Source organism: Bordetella saccharivorans (assembly GCF_045862855.1).
Taxonomy (GTDB): Bacteria; Pseudomonadota; Gammaproteobacteria; order Burkholderiales; family Burkholderiaceae_B; genus Bordetella_A; species Bordetella_A petrii_F.
This window is the reverse complement of record NZ_BAAFZO010000001.1, coordinates 4,364,795-4,385,728: the sequence shown is the minus strand read 5'-3', so window position 1 is coordinate 4,385,728 and position 20,934 is coordinate 4,364,795. Positions and strand designations below refer to the sequence as shown.

Genomic DNA, 20,934 nt, shown 5'->3' with positions numbered 1-20,934 from the left:
AATGCCCACATCGCGGCATATCGCCCTGACGGTGGTCGGCGGGTTCCTGGGGGCCGGCAAGAGCACGCTGCTGAACCGCATCCTGGCGTCCAGCACGCGCCGCACGGCGGTGCTGGTGAACGACTTCGGCCCTGTGAACATCGACGCCGCACTGGTCGCCAGCCGCGACGGCGATACCATCAGCCTGGCCAATGGCTGTGTGTGCTGCAGTATCGGCGCCGGGCTCGACGACGCCTTGATACGAGTCATGGCGCGCGACCCGGCTCCTGAATGGATCGTCATCGAAGCCAGCGGCGTATCGGACCCGGGCGCCATCGCGCAAGTCGGCATGGCCGATCCAATGCTGGAACTGGAAAGCGTGCTGGTGGTGGTCGACGCGACCCGGATCCAGGAACAGGCGGAGGACCCTCTGCTGGCGGATACGGTAGGGCGCCAGCTCGATGCCGCCGGCGTCCTGGTGCTGAGCAAGACCGACCTGGCGGGGCCGTCCGGAACAGCCGCGGCGCGCGATTGGCTGGCGCGACGCGCTGCCGGCGTGCCAGCCGTGTCGGCCGACGCCGGACTGGACACATTGCAGGCGATGACCCCGCCGGCCATCCTGGCGCCCAAGGCTGGCCAGGCGCCGGACGACGGCCGCGCCGAGGTCCATGCCCATTCCCATGCCGCCGATCATCCGTTCGAGAGCTGGTTCTGGCAGCCAGACGGCCCGCTCGTCGCAGAAGCGCTGACGCGCGCGCTCAAGCAGATGCCGCGCAGCGTCGTGCGCGCCAAAGGATGGGTCCGGACCGATCGCCACGGCCAGGTGCTGGTGCAGTACGCGGGAAGGCGGGTGCGCTATGCGCGCGTGCAGCCGGCGGCGCCCATGCCGGAAGGCCTGGTGCTGATCGCCGCGCGCGGCGTCGACCGCGCCCGCATCACCGGCTTGCTGCGCGCCGCCGCTGGTGCAAACGAATGTCCGCCTCTGGTTCTACACCAGCGCATCGGAGCGCTCTAACCTGATAGCCGTCTTCCTTCGGGCCGGCCCGAAGGGTATCCAAACGGAGACTGGCTATCATGTCCGATGCAATCACGCCCCAGGTACTGGCCGAATTCGCTGCTGCGTGGAACCGCCACGATATCGATGCCTTGATGGGTTTCATGACGGGCGACTGCATTTTCGAAACGGTTGCGGGCCCCGAGCAGCACGGCACCCGCCATGTCGGCACGGCCGCGGTGCGCACCGCCTTCGAAGCCGCCTGGCAGGCCTTTCCCGACGCCCAGTGGCGCAATGGCCGCCATTGGGTGGCTGGCGACCGGGGCGTATCCGAATCCACGTTCACCGGCACGGCGGCCGACGGTTCGCGCGTCGAGGCCGACATGGTCGACGTGTTCACGTTCCGGGACGGCAAGATCCACATCAAGAATGCCTTCCGCAAGCAACGGCCGCCTCTCCCGGCGGCCGGCGGCGAGCAGACCCGGTAAGCGCCCATCACGCTTGTTCGCCGATTCGCCATGGATACCCAAGCGATTTTCCCGAGTGGCGGCGCGCGCGCCGTGCGCGTGGCCGAGCACAGCGCGGCGCCATATGATCCCCTGTACGACCCGCTGGTCAAACCGCCCGGACGCGGCCAGGATTATGCCCCGACATACTGGGTCGCCACCGCCGGCGAGCCGCCGCCGGACGACGGGCCGGTCAGCGGCGACGCCGATGCCGACGTGGTCATTGTCGGCTCCGGGTTCACCGGCTTGTCGGCCGCGCTGGCCCTGGCGCGCGACTTCGGCATATCGGCAACGGTACTGGAGGCCAACCGGGCAGTGTGGGGTTGCACCAGCCGCAATGGCGGGCAGGGGCAGAACGCTTCCGGCCGGCTGTATCGTTCGCAATGGATCCAGCGCTGGGGCAAGGACATGGCGCTGCGGCTGGATGCCGAGATCCGCGATGGCTTCGAATACTGGAAGAGCCTCGTGGCGACTATCGACTGCGATGCCCAGCCGGGCGGCCATCTATATACCGCGCATCGGCCGAAAAAACTGAGTTTTCTCAAAAACGAGGCGCGCGTCCTGCGCGACGTATTCGGCTATGACGCGCGCATGCTCACGCGCGAGGAATTGCACGCGCGCTACGCCGCCGACCATGAAGCAGCCGGCGCCCTGCTGGAGCCCGACGGCATCGGCGTGCATCCGCTGAAGCTGGCGTTCGGCTACCTGCGCCAGGCGCGCGCCCTGGGCGCCCGCGTCCATCCTTGCAGTCCGGTGCTTGGATGGGAATATGCCAAGGGCCGATACCACTTGCGCACACCGGGCGGCACGGTGCGGGCGCGGCGAGTGGCGTTTGCCACCGGCGGGTATACGGCGCAAGGCATACATCGGCTGCTGGACAACCGCATCATGCCAGTGTTGTCGAACTCGATGGTCACGCGGCCGTTGAGCGAGGCCGAGCGGCGCGAGGCGGGCCTGCACAGCACGGTGTTCATCACGGACACCAGGGTGCTGCGCTTCTATTACCGGCTACTGCCCGACGGACGCATGCAGATCGGCAGCCGCAGCGCCGTGCATGGAGCCGACGCTGTCCAGCCGCGCCACCTGGACCTGCTGCGGCACGGGCTGGCGCGCAAGTTCCCGATGCTGCGCGACGTGCAGGTGGATTACTCCTGGTGGGGATGGGTCGACGTGAGCCACGACATGATGCCGCGTGTCACGCAACCCGACCCGGCCCACCAGGTGTACTACGCGCTGGGATACGGCGGCAACGGCGTATCGTTCTCCGCCCAGGCCGGCCGGCGGCTTGCGCAGCGCATCATCGGCAAGGACGGCGTGCGCTGGGACCTGCCCATCTACGATACGCCGCTGCCGGGGCATGCCTTCGCCCCCTGGAGGCGGCTGGGGCAGGCGCTGCTATATCGCTGGTACTACTTGCGCGACGAAATATTCTAAGGAATGGCGTTCAGGCGGCGCCGCGCAGGCGCATGCGCTGCGCGACCTGCGCCAGGCGCGCAATGCCGGGCTCGATGCGGTCCATGCGAATCGAGGTGTAGCCCAGCCGCACCGTATTGCGTGGCGCGCTGGCCTCGTTCATGAAGAATACGCCGCCGGGCTCGATCACCACGCCTTCGTCCAGCGCCGCTTGCGCCAGGCGGCCGGTATCGAGCCAGGCCGGCCCCTGCAACCAGCACGACGAGCCTCCGGTTATCGGGGTGGCAAGCCAGTCCGGCATATGGCGGGCCAGCGCGTCGGCCAGCGCCGCCGCGCGCAACTGGTAGGCCTGCGATTGCCGGCGCAGCAAAGCATGGTGGTGGCCGAGCGAAATGAAAAGCGAGAACGCCCGCTGGATATAAGCGGAGGGATGGCGCAGCATAAGGCGACGCAACGCGCGCAGCTCGACCGCCAGTTCCCGGGCGGCGACGATGTAGCCGATGCGCAGGCCGGGCGCGAAGGATTTCGCCAGGCTGCCGACATAGATGACGCGCCCGTCCTGATCCAGGCTCTTGAGGGCGGGGAAGGGGGTTTCCCCATAGCGGTTCTCGCTTTCGAAGTCGTCCTCGATCAGCATGCAATCCGCCTCGGCGGCCAGGCGCAGCAACTGCTGGCGGCGCGCCAGCGGCATGGTCGACGTGGTGGGGCACTGATGGCTGGGAGTGACGAATACGTACTCGCAATCGAGCAGATTCGTTCCGAGGCACAGCCCTTCGGCGTCGACAGGCAGCGGCACCAGGTTGCGGGTGCGGCTGGCGAAGATGTTGCGCGCATCCGGATAGCCGGGATCCTCCATCCCGACCACGGTGTCCGCCGTGACCAGCAGGTCGGCCAGCAGATACAGCGCGTGCTGCGCGCCCACCGTGATGACGATCTCGTCCGCATCGGCCCATACCCCCCGGCGCGGCAGGACTTGAGTGCGGATCTGCTCGATCAGGGCGGGATCGTCATGGGTGATGAGATCCGGGGCCCAACTGCGGATGTCCAGCACCGAGAGCGCCTTGATGCAGCATTCGCGCCATTCCGCGGTCGGGAACAGCTCCTGGTCGAACTGTCCATATATGAAGGGGAATGGCACATCCTGCCACTCGCGGGGCTTGACGATGTTCCGCAATTCGCTGGGATGGAAGCGCAGGCGTTCGTCCCAGTTCACCGTTGCCTGGCGCGACGATCCGGGCCGCGGCTCGAGCCGGCCACTGAGGACGTTGTCGTTGACAAAATGGCCGCTGCGCTCGCGTGAAACCAGGTAGCCCTCGCTGACCAGTTCCTGGTATGCGAAAACCACCGTGTTGCGGGCGATGCCCAGCTGGTCCGCTAGGTGGCGGCTGGAAGGCACAGGGGCGCCCGGCGGCAGATGGCCGCTGAAGATGGCCGACACCAGCATTTGCCGGACACGCCCCTGCAAGCTCAGGTGACCGGCGCTTTCGCGCTGAAACAGGCGTTCCCAAAGAATAGGCATGAGCGTCACCGCTGCTGGTGCGGGCTCCTGGAGGGAAAGGCGCACCATGTCATTGTGCGCTTCAGCATAGAAGAGAATCGGCCGGCGGCCTATGCGGGATTGCCCAGCCCGTCATGCCGCGGCCTTATGTGCGCCCCTTCCAGGGAATCGCCAGGCGCTCCAGGTAGCGCACCAGCAGATCGAATGCGAATGCGAATATGCCAATCACCACGATGCCCATGATCACCGTGTCGCTGGCCAGGAACTGGGCGGCATTGAGCACCATGAAGCCCAGGCCGCGGTCGGCCGCGACCATCTCGGCCGCTACCAGGGTGGTCCAGCCGACGCCGATGCCGATGCGCATGCCGGTGAATATCTCGGGCAGGGCGGCCTTCAGGATGACGTGCAGGATGACTTGCATGGGCGTGCCGCCCATTGCGTAGGCGGCGTGGATCTGCTCGATCGACACCGAGCGCACGCCGGCGCGCGCCGCGATGGCCATGGGCGCGAAGATCGCCAGGTAGATCAGGAAGATCTTGGGAAACTCGCCGATGCCGAACCAGATGATCACCAGCGGCAGGTACGCCAGCGGGGGCAGGGGCCGGTAGAACTCGATGGGAGGGTCGAAGATGCCGCGCGCGTAGCGGTTCACGCCCATCAGGATACCCACCGGTATGGCGGTGGCGCAGGCCAGGAAGAAGGCGCCGAATACCCGCGACAGGCTGGCAATCGCGTGCTCGGCCAGCGTCGAGCCAGCCACGCCGTCGGTCATGGCGACGATGAACTTGGCGTAGACTGCCTGCGGCGACGGCAGGAACAGCGGCTTGACCCATTCCATCGAGGTCACGAGGAACCACAGTCCGATCAGTACCGCGCTGGTGACCAGGCTGATGCATCCGCTATTGCCGGCGCCTGGCGCGCCATACACTTTGCCCGGCGCCGCCGGCCTGGCCCCAAGAGCGAAAGTCCGCTTAGGCATGCATGCTCCCTTCCGGCCCGGCGGCGCGCTCATCGCCGTAGATGATGCCGAGGACTTCTTCCCGCATGGCGATGAATTCGGGGCTGGATTTGATGCGGCGGCCATCGCCGTGCTCCAGGTAGCGCCGGTTGAAATCCAGCGCGAAGGTATGGGTGATGCGTCCTGGGCGCGGCGACATGACGATCAGGCGCGACCCCAGGAACAGCGCCTCTTCCACACTGTGCGTGATGAAAAAGAACATCTTGCCGGTCCGCTCCCAGATGCGCAGCAGAAGCTCCTGGATCGTCTCGCGGGTCAGTGCGTCCAGGGCGGCCATGGGCTCATCCATCAGCAACATGGCCGGGTCGCAGGTCAGCGCCCGCGCGATGCCGACGCGTTGCTGCATGCCGCCCGACAACTGGTAGATCATGTGCTGATGGAATTCCTGCAGGCCCACCAACTCCAGATTCTGCGCGGCCCGCTCGCGGCGCCGGGCGCGCGGGACACCCTGCAGCTTGAGGCCGAATTCGGTGTTGTCCAGCACATTCAGCCAGGGCAGCAGGGCATGCTTCTGGAACACCACGCCGCGGTCCGCGCCCGGCCCGACGATAGGCGCGCCGGCCAGGGTGATGCGCCCCTCGGTGGGCGACAGGAAACCCGCCAGCAGGCTGAGCAGCGTAGTCTTGCCGCAACCCGAGGCGCCCAGCGCGACGATGAACTCGCCCGGCTCGATGGCAAGATCGACGCCTTGCAGGGCAACAACAGGTTCGCCGTCATGCAGGCCAGGATACGTAACACCCACGTTCTCGACCCTGAGGGTCTGCGCGGCGGACGGCGACACGGTCATGCGTTTATCTCCGGGAATGCGGACAGCCCGCGCCATGCGCGGCGGGCCATCCTGGCGACGGGGCCTACCGCCTTACTGCTTGGCGGCCTGCTGGGCGTAGCTGGCGTTTACGTGCGGGCTGTAATCCTGCAGCGCCTTGTCTATCTGCTTTTGCTCTTTCAGGAATTGCGCGCTGGCCGCGAAGGCGCGGGCCGCGCCGGACTCCTTGCCGCCGCCCAGCCATTCGGGCGAGGCTTGTTCCTGGGCCGTGGGGAAGCCCAGCAGCTTGAGCGCGCCAGCCACATCGTCCGGCTTGCCGCCGATCAGCTTGACCATGCCTTGCACCTGCGGCGAGTCGGCTGTCCAGTTGGCGCCGTTGGCGCGGTAGTCGGCATATGCCTTGGCCAGCACTTGCGTGAAGGCAGCCATGAACTTGGGATGCTTCTGCGCCCACGCCTTGTCGGCCACCAGGCCGTCGAAGGTCGGCACGCTGGCCTTGCCGATTTCCTCGGAATCGGCGATGGTCTTGCCGGATTTCTGGATTTCCGCCAGCGCAGGAGGCCAGACATAGGCCGCGTCGATATCGCCGCGCTGCCAGGCCGCCACGATTTGCGGCGGCTGCATGTTCAGGATGCGCAGGTCGCGCGGATTGATCTTCCAGACCTTTTCCAGCCCCACGAGGAGATGGAAATGCGAAGTCGACACGAATGGCGTGGCCACCCGCTTGCCCTTGAGATCCTGCGGGCCGTTGATGCCCGAGCCTTCGCGGGCCACCAGCGCCTCGGATTTGCCGATGTTGTCCAGGATCCAGAAGAGCTCCATGTCGACACCGCGCGTGGCCGCGGCGGTGATGCCAGTGGACCCCAGGACCCCGACCGGTACGTTGCCGGAAGCCAGCGCAGTGGAGATATCCCCGGCCGAGGTGAACTGGCGCCAGTCGACTTCATAGCCGGCTTCCTTCAGGGCCTTGTCGAAGCTGCCGTCGGCGATCGCCGACAGGAACGGGCCGACAATCAATTGGTAGCCAACCACCAGTTTGGTCTGTGCCTGGGCTGGCGTCGCGGCCAGCGACGCCAGCAGGCCGAGCAGGGTGCAGCAATGCATGAAGCGGTGTATCACTTTCATAATGAGCTCCTCTGGAGGGATTAAGCTGCGCCCCGATGCTACCAGACTGCCGCGCCGTGGCTGCAGTCAAGTTTGCATGGTTATGGTGGCAACGCTAGAGCCAATTGAACGGCGCGCATTGGACCAACACATGCGCGCAAGCGGGCGTGGCGGCCATGCAAAAGCGGCGCCATTCTACATGAATAACATGCCATAACTAATTGATGTTAAATGAAATAAAAATACGCGCCCTGGCGCTGCCAGACGGCCGGGAAGCCGCCTGCGCGATCTACAGCTCCAGCACGATCCGCTTGCCCGCCGCGCGCGAACAGCACGCCATCATCTTGCCGTTCGCCTCGCGTTCGGCCCGCGTCAGCACGACGTCGCGGTGGTCGATGGCGCCTTGCAGCACCCGCACTTCGCACGAGCCGCACAGGCCTTCCTCGCAATCGCTCTGCACATCCACATTGGCCGCGCGCAGCGCCGCCAGCAGCGTCTGGTCGGCGGCCACGTTGATGACCAGGCCGGAATCCTTGAGCTCGGCTTCGAAGGCATGCTCCTTCGACGGGTCCAGCGCAGTGGCGGCCGCATGGAAATGCTCGACGCGCAGGGCCTCTTCCGGCCAGGCGGCGCAGGCGGCCGCCAAGGCGTCCAGCATGCGCTGCGGGCCGCATGCATAGACCTGCGTGCCGGCCTCCGGCCGGGCCAGCAGGGCGGCGAAATCGTTGCGGCTGCCTTCAGCCGATACGTACGCCCGCAGCCGTTCCCCATGCAGGGCAGCGAGTTCATCCAGCAGCGCCATGCCGGCGCGCGAGCGGCCGCTGTAATGCAATTCGTAGTCCATGCCGACCTGGCGCGCGTGGCGGGCCATCGCGCTGATGGGCGTGATGCCAATGCCGCCGGCAATGAAAATGGCCTTGCGCGCGGCCGGATCGAGCCGGAAATGGTTGCGCGGCCCACGGATGCGCAGCCGGTCGCCCGGCTTGACGCGGGCGTGGATCCAGGCCGACCCGCCGCGGCCCGCGCGCTCATGCAGCACCGCGATCTCGAAACTGCGCGTGTCGGCGGGATCGCCGCACAATGAATATTGGCGCGAGATGCCGGTGTCGCCGCATTCGACATCGATGTGCGCGCCGGGCGCCCAGCGGGGCAGGGGCCGGCCGTCGCACGAAGCCAGCCGCAGCCTGACGATGCCGTCGCCGGCCGGCGCGACCTGCTCGACCACCACCGTGCGGCTGATGGCGTGTGCCGAAGGTTCGCCGATGCGCACTGGCTGACGGGCCTGCAGCAGCCCGGGACGCCGGCGCTCCGGGTTCAGGCGCGGGTCCCATTCCACCCAGAGATGCTCCGGCCCGCGGAACGACGTATTGGGCACGTAGGTGAAGCGCTGTTCGGACAGCTTCATGTGCGGCAGCCGGCGCGTGAACTCTTCCAGGAAGACCTGCATTTCCATGCGCGCCAGGTTCTTGCCCATGCACTGGTGCGAACCATAGCCGAAGGTCAGCTGGTCGCTGGCGTTTTCGCGGCGGATATCGAACAGGTCGGCATCGGCGAAATGCCGCTCATCGTGGTTGGCGGACGACGACACGATCAGCAGCTTGGCGCCGGCCGGAATCTTCACCCCGGCGATCTCCACGTCCCGGGTGGCCAGGCGCCGCCACGCGGCCACCGAGCCATTGTGGCGCAGGCATTCCTCTACGGCGTTCGGGATCAGCGCCGGGTCTTCGCAGATGTCGCGCCACGCCTGGGGATGCTGCAGCAGCAGCTTCATCGCATTGGCCGAGGCATTGGCGGTGGTCTCGTGGGCGGCCACGATGCCCGCCATCATCATGGAGTGCAGATAGGAATCCGTGACGATGTCCGGGTGCTCCCGCTGCTTGCGGATGCCGTATTGCATCCAGCCCGGGCCGGACGGGTCGCGGCGCATTTTCTCGAGCACCTTGCCGGCGAACTGCCAGAAATTGCCCACCGCATGCGCCACGGCCACCTGTTCTTCCGGCTTGGGGCGGCCCCAGGTATTGACGGTGTGCGCAATCGAATACTTGCGCAGCATGTCCATGTCCTCTTCCGGCACGCCCAGGAAATGCAGCGCCACGGTCAGCGGGACTTCCCACAATATCTGGTCGACCAGGTCCGCCTTGCCCGTGTCGATGAAACGGTCGACATACTCGCGCGTCAGCCGTCGCACCATGGGTTCGTGGTGCTTGAGCTCGGCCGGCGTGAACGGGTCCATCAGCAGGCGCCGCCGCGGCATGTGGGCCGGCTCGTCCTCGTTGACCAGGGTGCGGTTCATGGCGTAGCCGTACGACTCCAGCACGGCATTCGCTTCCGGACCGGTCGGGGTGATCTTCTCCAGGGCGATCGACGGGCTGAACGTGATGTTGTCGCGGAAAATCGCCTTGATATCGTCGTAGCGCGTCACCACCCAATAGCCCAGCTTCGGGCTGTAGAACACCGGTTCCTGTTCGCGCGCCCAACGCACGTATTCGGGCGGATCCTGCTGGTAGCCGTCGCCGAACGGATCGAACTCGGCCGCCCTCTGGCTTACCGGGCAGCCTGCCGCGGCGGCGGGGGCCGAGTGGTCCACGGGGCAGCCGGAGGAACGGGCAGGGGAAGTTGGGGTCATGGGAAGCTCCGCGTAAAACGCGCCTTGCCTGGCCGCGGGCGCGGCGCGGGCAGGGCGGATGTTGCTCAGTCCAGCTTGATGTCCAGGTCCTTGATCAGCTTGTGCCAGCGCGTCCGCTCATGCTGCAGCAGCGCGCTGAATTCGGCCGGCGTATCGCCCACCGGTTCAATGCCGAAATCGACCAGCCGCTTGTTGACGTCAGGCGTATTGATGGCCGCGACGACCTGCTTGTTGAGCGCATCGACTACCGCCGGCGGCGTGCGGGCGGGCACCACCAGGCCTACCAGCGCGGCCGCCTCGACATTCTTGTAGCCGGCCTCGGCGAAGGTGGGGACATCGGGCAGTTGCGGCAACCGGGTCGGGTTGGCGACCGCCAGGGCCCGCACCTTGCCCGCCTTGATGAAGCCCGCGCCGGCGGCCAGGTCGACCATCATGGCGGGCACCTGGCCCGCCGCCACGTCGGCCAGCGCCGGCGCCGCGCCCCGGTAAGGCACATGCACCATCTTCAGGCCGGTCTCGACCTTGAACAGCTCCATGGCGAGATGGTGCGGGCTGCCGGCGCCCGCCGAGGCGAAGTCCAGCCCGGCCGACTGCTTGCGGGCGGCCTCGACGAATTCCTGCACATTACCGGCCTGCATGCCGGGGCCGACGACCAGGATCATCGGGAAACGCCCCATCAGCGTGACGGGCGCCAGGTCCTTGCCCGCATCGTAGGACAGCTGCTTGTACAGCACCGGGTTGAACACCAGCGTGCCATTGTCGGCCGACAGCATGGTGTAGCCGTCCGGCGCGGCGCGCGCGGTTTCCGAGGCGCCGATGGCGGTATTACCGCCAGGCTTGTTGTCCACCACCACCGGCTGGCCGATGCGGGCCGACAGTCCCTGGCCGATGGTGCGGGCCAGGAAATCGGAGCCGCCGCCCGCCGCGTACGGCACGATCCAGCGCAGCGGCTTGCCGGGATAGTCCTGCGCCGCGGCGCCGGCCGGCGCCAGCAGGGGCAGGGCGGCCAGGCCCAGGGCGATGAGGGGCTTGAGTAGATGCATTGCTTGTCTCCAGGTCGTTGGGCGGCACTGCCGCGTTTGTTGTTTGCGTAAATAATATACGCTATGCGTAAATGAATAAACCCGCTAAGCTGTGCGTACTTTCCCTGAGTCGATCCGATAGGCGCGTATGACCACCACGAAATCCAAGATGGCTCGAGAAGCAGTCCCGGCGCCTGTGCGCCAGCGCCGGCAACGGGTGCAGGCCGCGGAGACCGGCATGGCGGTGCTCAAGGGCCTGGCGCGCCTGGGCGGACGCGCCAGCCTGACCGCGCTGGCCGCCCACGTGGCCGAAAGCCCCGCGAAGGTGCACCGTTACCTGGCAAGCCTGATCGAGGAAGGGCTGGTGCAGCAGGACGCGGGATCGCAGCAGTACTACCTGGGACTGCAGGCCCTGCTGCTGGGCGTGGCCGCCATGCGGCAGGCCGAGCCGGTCCGGCTGGCCGAGCCTGCCCTGGTGCGGCTGCGCGAAACACTGGAGGTCACCTGCTTCATTGCGGTCATGGGCAACAAGGGGCCGACTATTGTGCGTTTTGAAGAGCCGGGGCTGCCGGTGACGGTGAACGTGCGCGTGGGTTCCGTGCTGCCATTGTTGTGGTCGGCCACCGGGCGGGCGTTCCTGGCGGCCCTGGACGAGGCCACGGTCAGCGCGCAGGCACGGGCCGAACTCGACGCCGCGAGCGCCGACCAGCGCGCGCTGTTGGAACGCGCAGACCCGATAGGCGCGTTGCGCCGCGAAGTCCGGGCGGCCGGCTGCGCCTGCGTGCGCGACACCAATCTGAAAGGCATCAGCGCGGTCGCCGCGCCGATCTTCGACTACACCGGCCGGCCCTGCGCCGTGCTGACGGCGCTCGGCGCAACGGGCGGCTTCGACGCGTCGGTCGACGGCCGCGCCGCCGTCGCCGTGCGGGCCGAGGCCCGTGCGGTAAGCGCCATGCTGGGACACGATGCGGGGCAGGCGCCTGGTTGACGCCGCCCCTTGCCGTCGCGCGCCATCCGGACCGTCCCCGTCCGCGCCGCGGCCAGCTCAGGGCGCGCCGGCCGCGCCCGCCCACCGGGCCGGCGCGAAGCGCCCGGGCATCATCAAGGTGTTGCGCCCCATAATCATCTCCGCCACCACTTCGCCGACCGCCGGGGCGATCTGGAAGCCGCCGCCGGAAAAGCCAAAAGCGTGCAACAGGCGCGGGACTGTTGGGCTCAAGCCGATGACGGGATTCTTGTCGCTGAAGTAGCCTTCGATGCCCGACCAGCACCGGATGACGCTGGCGCGCGCCAGCGCCGGCAGGATGGCGGGAGCCGTAGCGCCCAGCCCGGCCAGCGCCGCGCGGCCCGGCCGGCTGCGGTTGCCAGGCAGCCCGACACCGTAGCCGCCGCCCATCACCACATTGCCCCGGGCCACTTGCCGCGCATAGAAACCGCCGCCTTCGACGCCCAGCGATACGCCGATCTGCGGCGTCAGCGGCTCGGTGACCAGCATGGTCGGATACTTGACCTGCAAGGGCAAGGCATCGCCAAACCAGCTGGCCACCTCGGCGCCCCAGGCGCCGGCCGCGTTGACCACCCACGCTGCCCGAATGCGGCGGCCGTCTTTTGCGCACAGCAGGAAGTCGTCCCCGCGCGCGTCCGCCTCGGCGATGGCGCAATGCTCGAGCAGCCGTGCGCCGTGCCGCAGCGCGGCGTGCGCATAGGCGGGCGCCACCAGGCGCGGGTTGGCCTGGCCGTCCGCGGGGCACAGCGAGCCCCCCGCGACGTCCGGCCCCAGCGCCGGGAAGCGGCGGCGCAGCGCCGCGCCCTCGATGATCTGCAAGTCGAGGTCGAAGTCGCGCACCTGCTCGCGGTAGGCCGCCAGCCGTTCCAGGTCGGCCTGGGAACGCGCCAGCTTCAGGTGCCCCGAGCGCACATATTCCGCGTCGGTGCCGATGAGCTCGGGCAGCCGCGCCCAGATGCCGTGGGCCCGCTGCGCGAGGTACAACTGCTCGACCGAGCGGCCCTGGCGGCGCACGCCGCCGAAATTCACGCCGCTGGCGCGCGCCCCGCACAAGCCGCGCTCGACCAGTACCGCTGCGACGCCGGCGCGCCGCAGCGCCAGCGCCGTGGCGGCGCCCACCAGCCCGGCCCCGATGATGGCCACCTCGGTGTGCACCAGGCTCATGGCCGCACCTCGCCCAGGCTGGCCATATCCAGCGGCTTGACGGGCGCCTGGCCGCGCAGCCGGCCGACCTGCGCCAGCGGAATGCGGCGGCAATCGGCCAGCAGCTCGGCGGCGCCGGCCTGGCACATGCGGCCCTGGCACAAGCCCATGCCGATGCGCGTCAGCGCCTTGAGGCGGTTCAGGTCGTCGATCGCGTACTGCTGCGCGGCCGAACGCAGGGCGCCGGCGCGCACCTCTTCGCAGCGGCATACCATCACGGAATCGTCGCAGCCGGCGCCGGCCGCGGCCGGCAGCGCGAATGCCTGGTCCAGCCCGCGCCGGAAACGCGCCAGCCGTTCCTGGCGCCGGGCCAGCCGCCGCAGCCGCGCCGCATCGACCGGCACGCCGCTGTCGGCCAGCATGGCGAGCGCGGCCCGTTCGCCGGCGATTTCCGCCAGATGGGCGCCGCCGATGCCGGCGCCGTCGCCCGCCAGATAAACCCCCGGGACCGAACTGCGGCCATCGGCGTCGCGCCGGGGCAGCCAGGCCCGCTGCGCCCCATCGAAATCGAAGGCGCAATCGAGCAGATCGGCAAGCTGGGTTTCGGCCCGCAGGCCGTGGCCGACGGCCAGCGCATCGCACGCCAGGGTGCGCGCCGCGCCGCCGATCCGCGCGCGCACCGCCTCGACCCGGGCCGTGCCCAGCGCGCCATCGAGCTGCGCGCCGCGATGCACCGGCACGCCGTGGGCGCGCAGCCAGCCCAGGTAATACACGCCCTTGGCCAGCGTGGCGGGCTGATTCAGCAGGGCCGGCAGGGCGCGCGCCCGGCCGGCCGGGGCCGCGCAATCGAGCACGGCCTGTACCTGCCCGCCGGCGCGCGCGTACTGGTAGGCCACCAGGTAGAGCAGGGGGCCCGTACCGGCGAAGACGATGCGCGGCCCCACCAGGCAATGCTGGCTCTTGAGGGCGATCTGCGCCCCGCCCAGCGAGTACACGCCGGGCAAGGTCCAGCCCGCGAATGGCAGGACCCGGTCGGTGGCCCCGGTGGCCAGCAACAGGCGGGCATAAGGCAGGGATTCGATGCCGGCCGCTCCCGCCAGGTCCAGGCAGCCCGGCGCGGCGTTCCACACCGTGGTGGCGGCGCGGTAGTCGGCGCGTTGGCGCAGTTCGGCGCCGGCGGCGTGGATGGCCGCCGCGCGTTTCCATTCGAAGCCGTAGCGCTCGCGCGCGCCCGCGCGCGGCGCGGCCGCCTGGCGGTAGATCTGCCCGCCGGGCAGCGGCGCTTCGTCCACGACCACCGGGCGTACGCCGTGCGCCAGCAGGGTGTGCGCGGCCCGCACGCCGGCCGGCCCGGCGCCCACCACCACCATCCCGGGCGTGTCCCGGCCGCCGCCGGCGGTGCCTGTCATGGGCATGGCGGATCTCCCGGCAATGCGCTGACCAGGTCCATGCCGTCTTCGGCCAGGGTGGTGCAGGCCCGCAGGCGCCGGCCCGTGCCGGTCTGCACCCAGCAGTCCTGGCAGGCGCCCATCAGGCAGAATCCGGCGCGCGGCGCGCCTTCGCCCAGCGTGACGCGCAAATGACCGGCCGCCAGCAGCAGCGCGGTCAGCACGGTATCGCCCTGGCGCGCTTCGAGCGGCTGGCCATTCCAGCTCAGGCGCAGGACGGGCGCGGCCGGGACGGCAACACGACGCAGCAACGGCCGGGACGCCGTCGTACCGGTAGCGCCGCCGATGGCGCCGGTCATGCCGGTTCCTTTGCCAGGGCCTGCGCCACGCGCTCGCTGCCGTAGTCGCGTTCGGCCGCCGCCCGGCTCACCTTGCCGTCCAGCAGGTCGCGGCGCAACGCCGCCGGGTCGCGCACGGACGGCGCGCCGTAGCCGCCGCCGCCGGGCGTCTCCAGCCGCACCGACTGGCCCGCCGGCAGCGCATGGCCGGATATCTTGTTGGGCAGGCGCCGTTGGTCGGCGCGGCCGGGATTCTGCACCACCCGCGAGGTGCCGCCCGGCAGCCCGCCGTTCAGGCCGGCGGCGCCAAACAGGGCGGCATCGCAGCGGATCGAGCAGGTCAGCTGGTCGTGCAGCGAGCGGATCTGGCGCGCGATGCCCATGCCGCCGCGGTAACGCCCCGCGCCGCCGCTATCGTCGACCAGGGCATATTCCTCGACCAGCAGGGGATACTCGATCTCCAGGGCCTCGGCGGGCAGGTTGGAGGTGTTGGTCACATGCACCTGGATGCCGTCCATGCCGTCGCCCTGCGCGCGGCCGCCGGCGCCGCCGCCCAGGGTCTCGAGGTACACGAAGGTGCCCTTGCCGTCGCGCTGCGGGCCGGCGAACAGCATGGACGGCATCACGTCGTTGCACGACGCCATGGCGCGCTCGGGCGGCAGCAACTGGCCCAGCGCGCCGATCACCGTGCCGGCCACGCGCTGCGCCGTCGTCACCCGCGCGCCCACGGCGGCCGGGAAGCTGGGGTTGGTGATGGTGTTTTCGGGCGCGCTGATGCTGATAGGCTGGAACAGGCCATTGTTGGGCATGAGCTCCGGGTCCAGCATGGCTTTTACCGCGAAGTACACACTGGCGTTCAGGGCGCTGGCCGGCAGATTGAACGCGCCGCGCGCCTGTTTGCCGGTGCCGGTGAAATCCACATAGAGCTGGCCGTCGCGGGCGTGCACGTTGGCCTGGATGGCGACCGGATCGCCGCCCATGCCGTCGTCGTCCATGCGCTCGACGAACGATACGGTGCCGGCGGGCAGCTGGGCGATGCGGTTGCGCAACCGCCGCTCGGTGTACAGCAGGATGCCGTCGATGGCCGACAGCACGGCCGTCAGCCCGGACTGCTGCACCAGGTCCAGCACCAGCCGCGCGCCCTTGTCGTTGGTGGCGATCTGCGCGCGGATGTCGTGCATCCGGTTATCGGGCTCGCGCGTGTTGTGGGCGATCATTTCCAGCAGGTCCTGGTCCAGCTCGCCCTGCCGCACGATGCGCATGGCGGGCAGACGTATGCCTTCCTCCCACACCGTTTTCAGGTGGTGCGAGGTCGAGCCCGGCACCGCGCCGCCCACGTCGGTATGGTGGCCGATATTGGCCGCGAAGAAGCGCAGCGCGCCCTCGCAGAAAATCGGCGAGACCACGGTGATATCGGGCGCGTGGGTGCCGCCGGCCAGATAGGCGTCGTTGCACAGGAACACGTCGCCGGGACGGATGCCGGCCGTCCCGTAGCGCCGCAGCACGGCGTCGATGCCGCCCGACAGGGAGCCCAGGTGCACCGGCACGTGGGCGGCCTGCGCCACCAGGCGTCCGGCCGCGTCGAACAGCGCCACCGAGCAGTCCTTGCGCTCCTTGATGTTGCTCGAGAAGGACGAACGGATCAGGGTATTGCCCATTTCCTCGGTGATGGACAGCAGGCGGTTGCTGAAGACCTCCATCTCGATGGGGTCGAACGGGTCCGCGCCGGGGGCGGTGGTCGGTCGGATACTCATGGCGAGGCGTCTCAGGGGTGGAGGTTGACGATCAGGTTGCCGTATTCATCGGCGCGCGCCTGCTGGCCGGGCAGGACGACCGTGGTCGAGCTCATTTCCTCGATCACGGCCGGACCTTCGACAGGCGTGTCGGGCGGCAGCAGGGCGCGGCGATAGACGGGGGTATCGAGCCAGCCAGCGGCCTCGAAATAGACGCGACGCCGTTCCTTGAGCGCCTCGTCCAACGTCCGGCCGCCCGCCACGCGGGCCAGCGGCGCGCGCGGCACCAGGCCGACCGCGCGCACCCGGCAATTGACGATCTCGATCGCGCGTTCGGCGGCGTCATAGCCGTATTCGCGGATATGGGCCGCGCTGAACGCGGCGATGAAATCCGCCAGCGGCATCAGGCGCATCCCGTCCAGGGCCACCGGGATCTCGAAGTTCTGGCCCTGGTAGCGCGCGTCGATCACGGCCGACAGGCGCTGCGCCGCGCCTGGCACGCCTTCCTCGGCGAGCCAGGCGCCCGCCTTGTCCGCCAGTGTATCGAGCGACTGCTGCACCGCCAGCCAGCCGTCGGCGTGCGCATGCGCCATCAGCGTCTGCACGAAATCCATGGAGATGTCGGACAGCAGGATGCCGCGCGCGCACATGGTGCCGGGCTCCTGCGGGATCAGCACCTTGCCGATGCCGCAATCGCGCGCCAGTTCGGCCGCGTGCAGGCCGCCGGCGCCGCCGAAGGCGCACAGCGCGAACTTGCGCACGTCGTGGCCGCGCTCCGTGGATACGGCCCGGACCGCGCGGGCCATGTTGGAATTGGCGATGCGCAGGATGCCGTAGGCGGCTTCTTCGACGCTCAGCCCCAGCGGCCCGGCGATCTGCGCCTGCAACGCCGCGCGGGCCTGCTCGGCGTGGACCGCCATGCGGCCTTCCAGCAAGGCGACCGGGTTGAGGCGGCCCAGCACGACGTGCGCGTCGGTCAGGGTCGCCACCGTGCCGCCGCGGTTGTAGGCGATGGGGCCCGGCACGGCGCCGGCGCTCTGCGGCCCGACCTTCAGCGCGCCGGCGTCGTCGATGCGGGCGATGCTGCCGCCGCCGGCGCCGATCACGTGCACGTCGACCATCTGCGTCTTGACCGGATAATCCGCGACCAGCCGGCTGGAGGTGAACAGCGGCTGCAAGTCGGCGACCAGCGAGACATCGGTGCTGGTGCCGCCCACGTCGAAGGTGATCAGATTGGGAAAGCCGGCCGCGCGGCCCAGTTCGGCGGCGCCGATGACCCCGGCCGCCGGCCCCGACACGCAGGTCCGCACCGGCGCGGTCAGCACCGATTCCACCGACATGAGGCCGCCATTGGAATGCACGGTGGCGGGCGGGGCGCTCACGCCCATGCCGCGCACCGAATCGACCAGGTTGCGCATGTAGGCGGCCATGCGCGGGCCCACATAGGCATTGAGCGCCGTGGTGGACATGCGCTCGTACTCGCGGAACTCCGGCAGGATCTCGCTGGACACGCTCAAGTACGCGCCGGGCAGGTATTCGGCCAGGATGTCGCGCGCCCGCCGCTCGTGGGCGCCATTGCGGTAGCTGTGCATGAAGCAGATGGCCACCGATTCCACCTGCGCCGCCGCCAGTTGGCGCGCCACGGCGACGACCTCGTCCTCGTCGAGCGGCGCCAGCACCGAACCGTCGGCCGCGATGCGCTCGGATATCTCGAAGCGCCAGGCGCGCGGCGCCAGCGGCGCCGGCTTGGTGACGTTGTAGTCATACAGGTGCGGGCGCGTTTGCCGGCCGATTTCCAGCACGTCGCGAAAGCCGCGCGTGGTCACCAGCGCGCACCGCGAGCCGCGCCGCTCGATCACCATGTTGGTCGCCACCGTCGTGCCGTGGCCCACGTGCGCCAGCTCGGGCCCGGCGATGCCATGTTCGCGCATCAAGTGCGACAGGCCGGCCTGGATCGCCTCGGCGGGATCGTGCGGGGTGGAAGGGACTTTGAAGTAATGCAGCGCGCCGGTGTGTTCGGCCAGCAATGTGAAATCAGTGAACGTGCCGCCCACGTCAAAGCCGACGCGAAAACGCCGGGCGGGGGCTGGTGCGGTCTGGGTCACGCGGGATCTCCGGGAGACGGGCGCGCGGGGCGCCGGATGTAGGACCCGGAAATCTTATCGGCCGTCGATTATTCGATCCAATCAAAGTTTTGCATTAGTGATCATCATTCAAATGAATGATGAGGGCTCAGTAGCCATGCGATTCGGCCGGCTGCGCCTGGTCGAACACCATGCCCTGGGCCTTGCAGACCTTCAGGATTTCCTCGCGCAGCCAGCGGTGCGCCGGCACATTGTCCGAGCGCTCGTGCCAGACCAGGTTGACCGTGCGCGGCGCGAAGGGGAAGGGCGCCTCGACCGCCTCGAGCTGGTGGCTGTGGGGGCTGTTGCGCACCGTGTTGACCGGGACCACGCAGATGAGGTCGGTCTCGGCCAGCAGGCGCGGGGCCAGGGCGAACTGGTTGATGGTCAGCACCACGTTGCGCTTGTAGCCGTGCGCGGCCAGTTCGTGGTCGATCAGGGCAGGGGTGCCCAGCAGGCTGACCATCAAGTGCCGGGCGCGCAGGAAGTCGTCCAGCGTGAAGCGCGGCTGCGCCAGCAGGGGATGGCCCTTGCGCATGGCGCACACATAGGTGAGGGTTTCCAGCGGCAAGGTGCGCAGCGACGAGCCGAAATTCGAATACACGCCGGCCGCCATGTCGACCTCGCCTTTTTCCAGCAGCACCGAGGCATTGTCGAGCGAGTAGGGGTGCAGGTGGATGCGGATATTCGGCGCCACCGTCTGCTGTTCGACGAACAGCGGCCGGATCACCTGGTCGGCGACGTAGTCCGACATCGCCAGCCGGAACACCGCCTCGGAGCGGGCCGGGTCGAAGTCGCTGCGTTCCAGGGTATCGGCAATGCGGGTCAGCGCATCACGGATCGGCGGCCACAGCAACTCGGCGCGCTGGGTCGGCAGCACGCCGCCTTGCACCTTGATGAACAGGGGATCTTGCAACGTCAGCCGCAGGCGGTTGATGGCGTTGCTGACCGCCGGCTGGGTCATGTGCAGCGCGGCCGCCGCCCGCGTGACGTTGCGTTCGGTCATGACGGCATCGAAGATGCGCAGCAGGTTCAGGTCGATGGCGCCTAGCATGAAGCCGTCCATTATCAGCCGGAATGATGATATTCCATTATAAATGTTGATTGGTCATATAACGCGCCAGCACTTAATCTTGTCCGGGTTTTAGCGCAGTGTGACAAATACCCGGGGAATCCATCGATGGCAAAGAACCTGAAGTTACTGGCCGCCGCGTGTGTAGCGACGGTCATGAGCGCCTCGGCGGCGGTGGCCGCCGACAGCTATCCCAGCAAGCCGATCACCATCATCCTGCCTTATGCGACCGGCGGCACCGCCGATATGCTGGCGCGCTATGCGGCCGACGCCTTGCAGAGCGAACTGGGCCAGCCGGCCATCGTGGAAGCCCGGCCGGGCGCCGGCGGCGTGCTGGGCACCGAACACGTGGCGCGGGCCGAACCGGACGGCTATACGCTGGTGCTGACGGCCAGCGGCACGATGGCCGTCAATCCGTACGTCTACAAGCTGCGCTACAAGCCGCTGGAAGACTTCAAGCAGGTCACGGTGCTGGTGGACCTGCCGTTCGTCGTGGTGACCAACAATCAGTTCCCGGCCAAGAACCTGCGGGAATTCATCGATTACGGCCGCCAGCATCCCGGCGCCATCACGTTTGGCAATGCCGGCATGGGAACGCAGCAGCACCTGACCCAGCTGATGTTCGCGCGCGCCGCCGGCATCGAGGTCAACGTGGTGCCGTACAAGGGCAGCAGCCCGGCCATGACGGACCTGCTGGGCGGGCATATCAACGCGGTCCTCGACAACACCGGGGTGCAGACGCCGTTCATCCAGGCCGGCAAGGTGCGGGCGCTGTTCGTGACCAATCCCGAACGCGTGGCCGCCTTGCCGGACGTGCCGACCGCGCCGGAGGCGGGGCTGCCGGGCTTTTCGGCCGTGGCCTGGTTCGGCCTGGCCGCGCCGCACGGCACGCCCGACGCGGTGGTGGAAAAAGTGCAGCAAACCATCGCCCGGGCGTTCGCCAAGCCGGAGATGCAGCGGCGCCTGCAGGACCTGGGCATGATCCCGAAAGCCTCGACGCCGGCGGAAACCACGGCGCGGGTAAAGGCGGACCTGCAGACCTTCGGCAAGATCGCCAAGGAAATCGATTTGAAGCCGATGTAAGGCGGTGGCCAGGCCTGCCGGCCTGGCTACTTAATATGCGCATAATGTATATTATGTAAAGTAATGGATTTGAGCGACCGGGCAATCTGGTCCGGCCCTCGCCCTTGTGCCCGGCCTCCTGC

At 68.6% G+C, this 20,934-nt stretch carries 17 protein-coding genes; 5 read left to right on the top strand and 12 right to left on the bottom strand.

Going from position 1 to position 20,934, the window contains the following annotated elements; genetic code table 11:
* Window position 1: 1 nt before the first annotated feature.
* From ACKTT0_RS20940 to ACKTT0_RS20930, 3 genes are read left to right on the top strand one after another with little or no spacing between them, the layout of a single operon-like run.
* Window positions 2–994: a CobW family GTP-binding protein gene (locus tag ACKTT0_RS20940; protein ID WP_407851695.1), complete on the top strand. Its 993-nt coding sequence runs from the start codon at window positions 2–4 to the stop codon at window positions 992–994.
* A gap of 59 nt (window positions 995–1,053) precedes the next feature.
* Window positions 1,054–1,461, top strand: coding sequence for a nuclear transport factor 2 family protein (locus tag ACKTT0_RS20935; RefSeq protein WP_407851694.1), 408 nt, complete (start codon window positions 1,054–1,056; stop codon window positions 1,459–1,461).
* A gap of 30 nt (window positions 1,462–1,491) precedes the next feature.
* Window positions 1,492–2,913, top strand: a complete 1,422-nt coding sequence (locus ACKTT0_RS20930) for an NAD(P)/FAD-dependent oxidoreductase (protein WP_407851693.1) — start codon at window positions 1,492–1,494, stop codon at window positions 2,911–2,913.
* Window positions 2,914–2,923: 10 nt separating this feature from the next.
* Here the strand turns inward: ACKTT0_RS20930 and pdxR are convergent, their stop codons facing one another.
* The 6 genes from pdxR to ACKTT0_RS20900 all read right to left on the bottom strand — a co-directional run bounded on the left by pdxR (window position 2,924) and on the right by ACKTT0_RS20900 (window position 10,947).
* Window positions 2,924–4,411: a MocR-like pyridoxine biosynthesis transcription factor PdxR gene (gene pdxR / locus ACKTT0_RS20925; protein ID WP_407851692.1), complete on the bottom strand. Its 1,488-nt coding sequence runs from the start codon at window positions 4,409–4,411 to the stop codon at window positions 2,924–2,926.
* A 124-nt stretch (window positions 4,412–4,535) separates the two neighbouring features.
* Window positions 4,536–5,369, bottom strand: a complete 834-nt coding sequence (locus tag ACKTT0_RS20920) for an ABC transporter permease subunit (protein WP_407851691.1) — start codon at window positions 5,367–5,369, stop codon at window positions 4,536–4,538.
* A complete protein-coding gene (locus ACKTT0_RS20915; RefSeq protein WP_407851690.1) occupies window positions 5,362–6,195 on the bottom strand; it encodes a taurine ABC transporter ATP-binding protein in 834 nt (277 codons plus the stop codon). Before ACKTT0_RS20915 ends, ACKTT0_RS20920 begins: the two co-directional genes overlap by 8 nt.
* Before the next feature lie 72 nt (window positions 6,196–6,267).
* Window positions 6,268–7,299 carry a taurine ABC transporter substrate-binding protein gene (gene tauA / locus ACKTT0_RS20910; RefSeq protein ID WP_407851689.1) on the bottom strand — a complete coding sequence of 344 codons (1,032 nt, stop codon included), beginning with the start codon at window positions 7,297–7,299 and terminating at the stop codon, window positions 6,268–6,270.
* 268 nt (window positions 7,300–7,567) lie between these two features.
* On the bottom strand, window positions 7,568–9,904 hold the full coding sequence (locus ACKTT0_RS20905; protein ID WP_407851688.1) for a cytochrome P450/oxidoreductase: 2,337 nt from the start codon (window positions 9,902–9,904) through the stop codon (window positions 7,568–7,570).
* Between the two features lie 65 nt (window positions 9,905–9,969).
* Window positions 9,970–10,947, bottom strand: coding sequence for a Bug family tripartite tricarboxylate transporter substrate binding protein (locus ACKTT0_RS20900; protein ID WP_407851687.1), 978 nt, complete (start codon window positions 10,945–10,947; stop codon window positions 9,970–9,972).
* A 148-nt stretch (window positions 10,948–11,095) separates the two neighbouring features.
* Between ACKTT0_RS20900 and ACKTT0_RS20895 the strand changes: the two genes are divergently transcribed.
* A complete protein-coding gene (locus ACKTT0_RS20895; protein ID WP_407851686.1) occupies window positions 11,096–11,914 on the top strand; it encodes an IclR family transcriptional regulator in 819 nt (272 codons plus the stop codon).
* 57 nt (window positions 11,915–11,971) lie between these two features.
* Here ACKTT0_RS20895 and ACKTT0_RS20890 read toward each other — a convergent pair whose 3' ends face one another.
* The 6 genes from ACKTT0_RS20890 to ACKTT0_RS20865 all read right to left on the bottom strand — a co-directional run bounded on the left by ACKTT0_RS20890 (window position 11,972) and on the right by ACKTT0_RS20865 (window position 19,711).
* Entirely contained in the window at window positions 11,972–13,096 is a 1,125-nt protein-coding gene (locus ACKTT0_RS20890; protein WP_407851685.1) for an NAD(P)/FAD-dependent oxidoreductase, read from the bottom strand.
* A complete protein-coding gene (locus ACKTT0_RS20885) occupies window positions 13,093–14,490 on the bottom strand; it encodes an FAD/NAD(P)-dependent oxidoreductase (protein WP_407851684.1) in 1,398 nt (465 codons plus the stop codon). The genes ACKTT0_RS20890 and ACKTT0_RS20885 overlap by 4 nt, the downstream gene beginning before the upstream one ends.
* Complete coding sequence (locus ACKTT0_RS20880; RefSeq protein WP_094806794.1) at window positions 14,481–14,822, bottom strand: (2Fe-2S)-binding protein; 342 nt, start codon at window positions 14,820–14,822, stop codon at window positions 14,481–14,483. Before ACKTT0_RS20880 ends, ACKTT0_RS20885 begins: the two co-directional genes overlap by 10 nt.
* A complete protein-coding gene (locus ACKTT0_RS20875; protein WP_407851683.1) occupies window positions 14,819–16,555 on the bottom strand; it encodes a hydantoinase B/oxoprolinase family protein in 1,737 nt (578 codons plus the stop codon). Before ACKTT0_RS20875 ends, ACKTT0_RS20880 begins: the two co-directional genes overlap by 4 nt.
* 11 nt (window positions 16,556–16,566) lie before the next feature.
* On the bottom strand, window positions 16,567–18,639 hold the full coding sequence (locus tag ACKTT0_RS20870; RefSeq protein WP_407851682.1) for a hydantoinase/oxoprolinase family protein: 2,073 nt from the start codon (window positions 18,637–18,639) through the stop codon (window positions 16,567–16,569).
* A gap of 127 nt (window positions 18,640–18,766) precedes the next feature.
* Window positions 18,767–19,711 (bottom strand): LysR family transcriptional regulator, encoded by a 945-nt coding sequence (locus tag ACKTT0_RS20865; protein ID WP_094807255.1) that lies wholly within the window; start codon window positions 19,709–19,711, stop codon window positions 18,767–18,769.
* A gap of 126 nt (window positions 19,712–19,837) precedes the next feature.
* Between ACKTT0_RS20865 and ACKTT0_RS20860 the strand changes: the two genes are divergently transcribed.
* Complete coding sequence (locus ACKTT0_RS20860) at window positions 19,838–20,812, top strand: Bug family tripartite tricarboxylate transporter substrate binding protein (protein ID WP_407851681.1); 975 nt, start codon at window positions 19,838–19,840, stop codon at window positions 20,810–20,812.
* Window positions 20,813–20,934: the final 122 nt, after the last annotated feature.

Coding starts and splice junctions, on each gene's coding strand:
- ACKTT0_RS20940 (WP_407851695.1), top strand. CDS start 2: ATGCCCACATCGCGGCATATCGCCCTGACGGTGGTCGGCGGGTTCCTG.
- ACKTT0_RS20935 (WP_407851694.1), top strand. CDS start 1,054: ATGTCCGATGCAATCACGCCCCAGGTACTGGCCGAATTCGCTGCTGCG.
- ACKTT0_RS20930 (WP_407851693.1), top strand. CDS start 1,492: ATGGATACCCAAGCGATTTTCCCGAGTGGCGGCGCGCGCGCCGTGCGC.
- pdxR (WP_407851692.1), bottom strand. CDS start 4,411: ATGCCTATTCTTTGGGAACGCCTGTTTCAGCGCGAAAGCGCCGGTCAC.
- ACKTT0_RS20920 (WP_407851691.1), bottom strand. CDS start 5,369: ATGCCTAAGCGGACTTTCGCTCTTGGGGCCAGGCCGGCGGCGCCGGGC.
- ACKTT0_RS20915 (WP_407851690.1), bottom strand. CDS start 6,195: ATGACCGTGTCGCCGTCCGCCGCGCAGACCCTCAGGGTCGAGAACGTG.
- tauA (WP_407851689.1), bottom strand. CDS start 7,299: ATGAAAGTGATACACCGCTTCATGCATTGCTGCACCCTGCTCGGCCTG.
- ACKTT0_RS20905 (WP_407851688.1), bottom strand. CDS start 9,904: ATGACCCCAACTTCCCCTGCCCGTTCCTCCGGCTGCCCCGTGGACCAC.
- ACKTT0_RS20900 (WP_407851687.1), bottom strand. CDS start 10,947: ATGCATCTACTCAAGCCCCTCATCGCCCTGGGCCTGGCCGCCCTGCCC.
- ACKTT0_RS20895 (WP_407851686.1), top strand. CDS start 11,096: ATGGCTCGAGAAGCAGTCCCGGCGCCTGTGCGCCAGCGCCGGCAACGG.
- ACKTT0_RS20890 (WP_407851685.1), bottom strand. CDS start 13,096: ATGAGCCTGGTGCACACCGAGGTGGCCATCATCGGGGCCGGGCTGGTG.
- ACKTT0_RS20885 (WP_407851684.1), bottom strand. CDS start 14,490: ATGCCCATGACAGGCACCGCCGGCGGCGGCCGGGACACGCCCGGGATG.
- ACKTT0_RS20880 (WP_094806794.1), bottom strand. CDS start 14,822: ATGACCGGCGCCATCGGCGGCGCTACCGGTACGACGGCGTCCCGGCCG.
- ACKTT0_RS20875 (WP_407851683.1), bottom strand. CDS start 16,555: ATGAGTATCCGACCGACCACCGCCCCCGGCGCGGACCCGTTCGACCCC.
- ACKTT0_RS20865 (WP_094807255.1), bottom strand. CDS start 19,711: ATGCTAGGCGCCATCGACCTGAACCTGCTGCGCATCTTCGATGCCGTC.
- ACKTT0_RS20860 (WP_407851681.1), top strand. CDS start 19,838: ATGGCAAAGAACCTGAAGTTACTGGCCGCCGCGTGTGTAGCGACGGTC.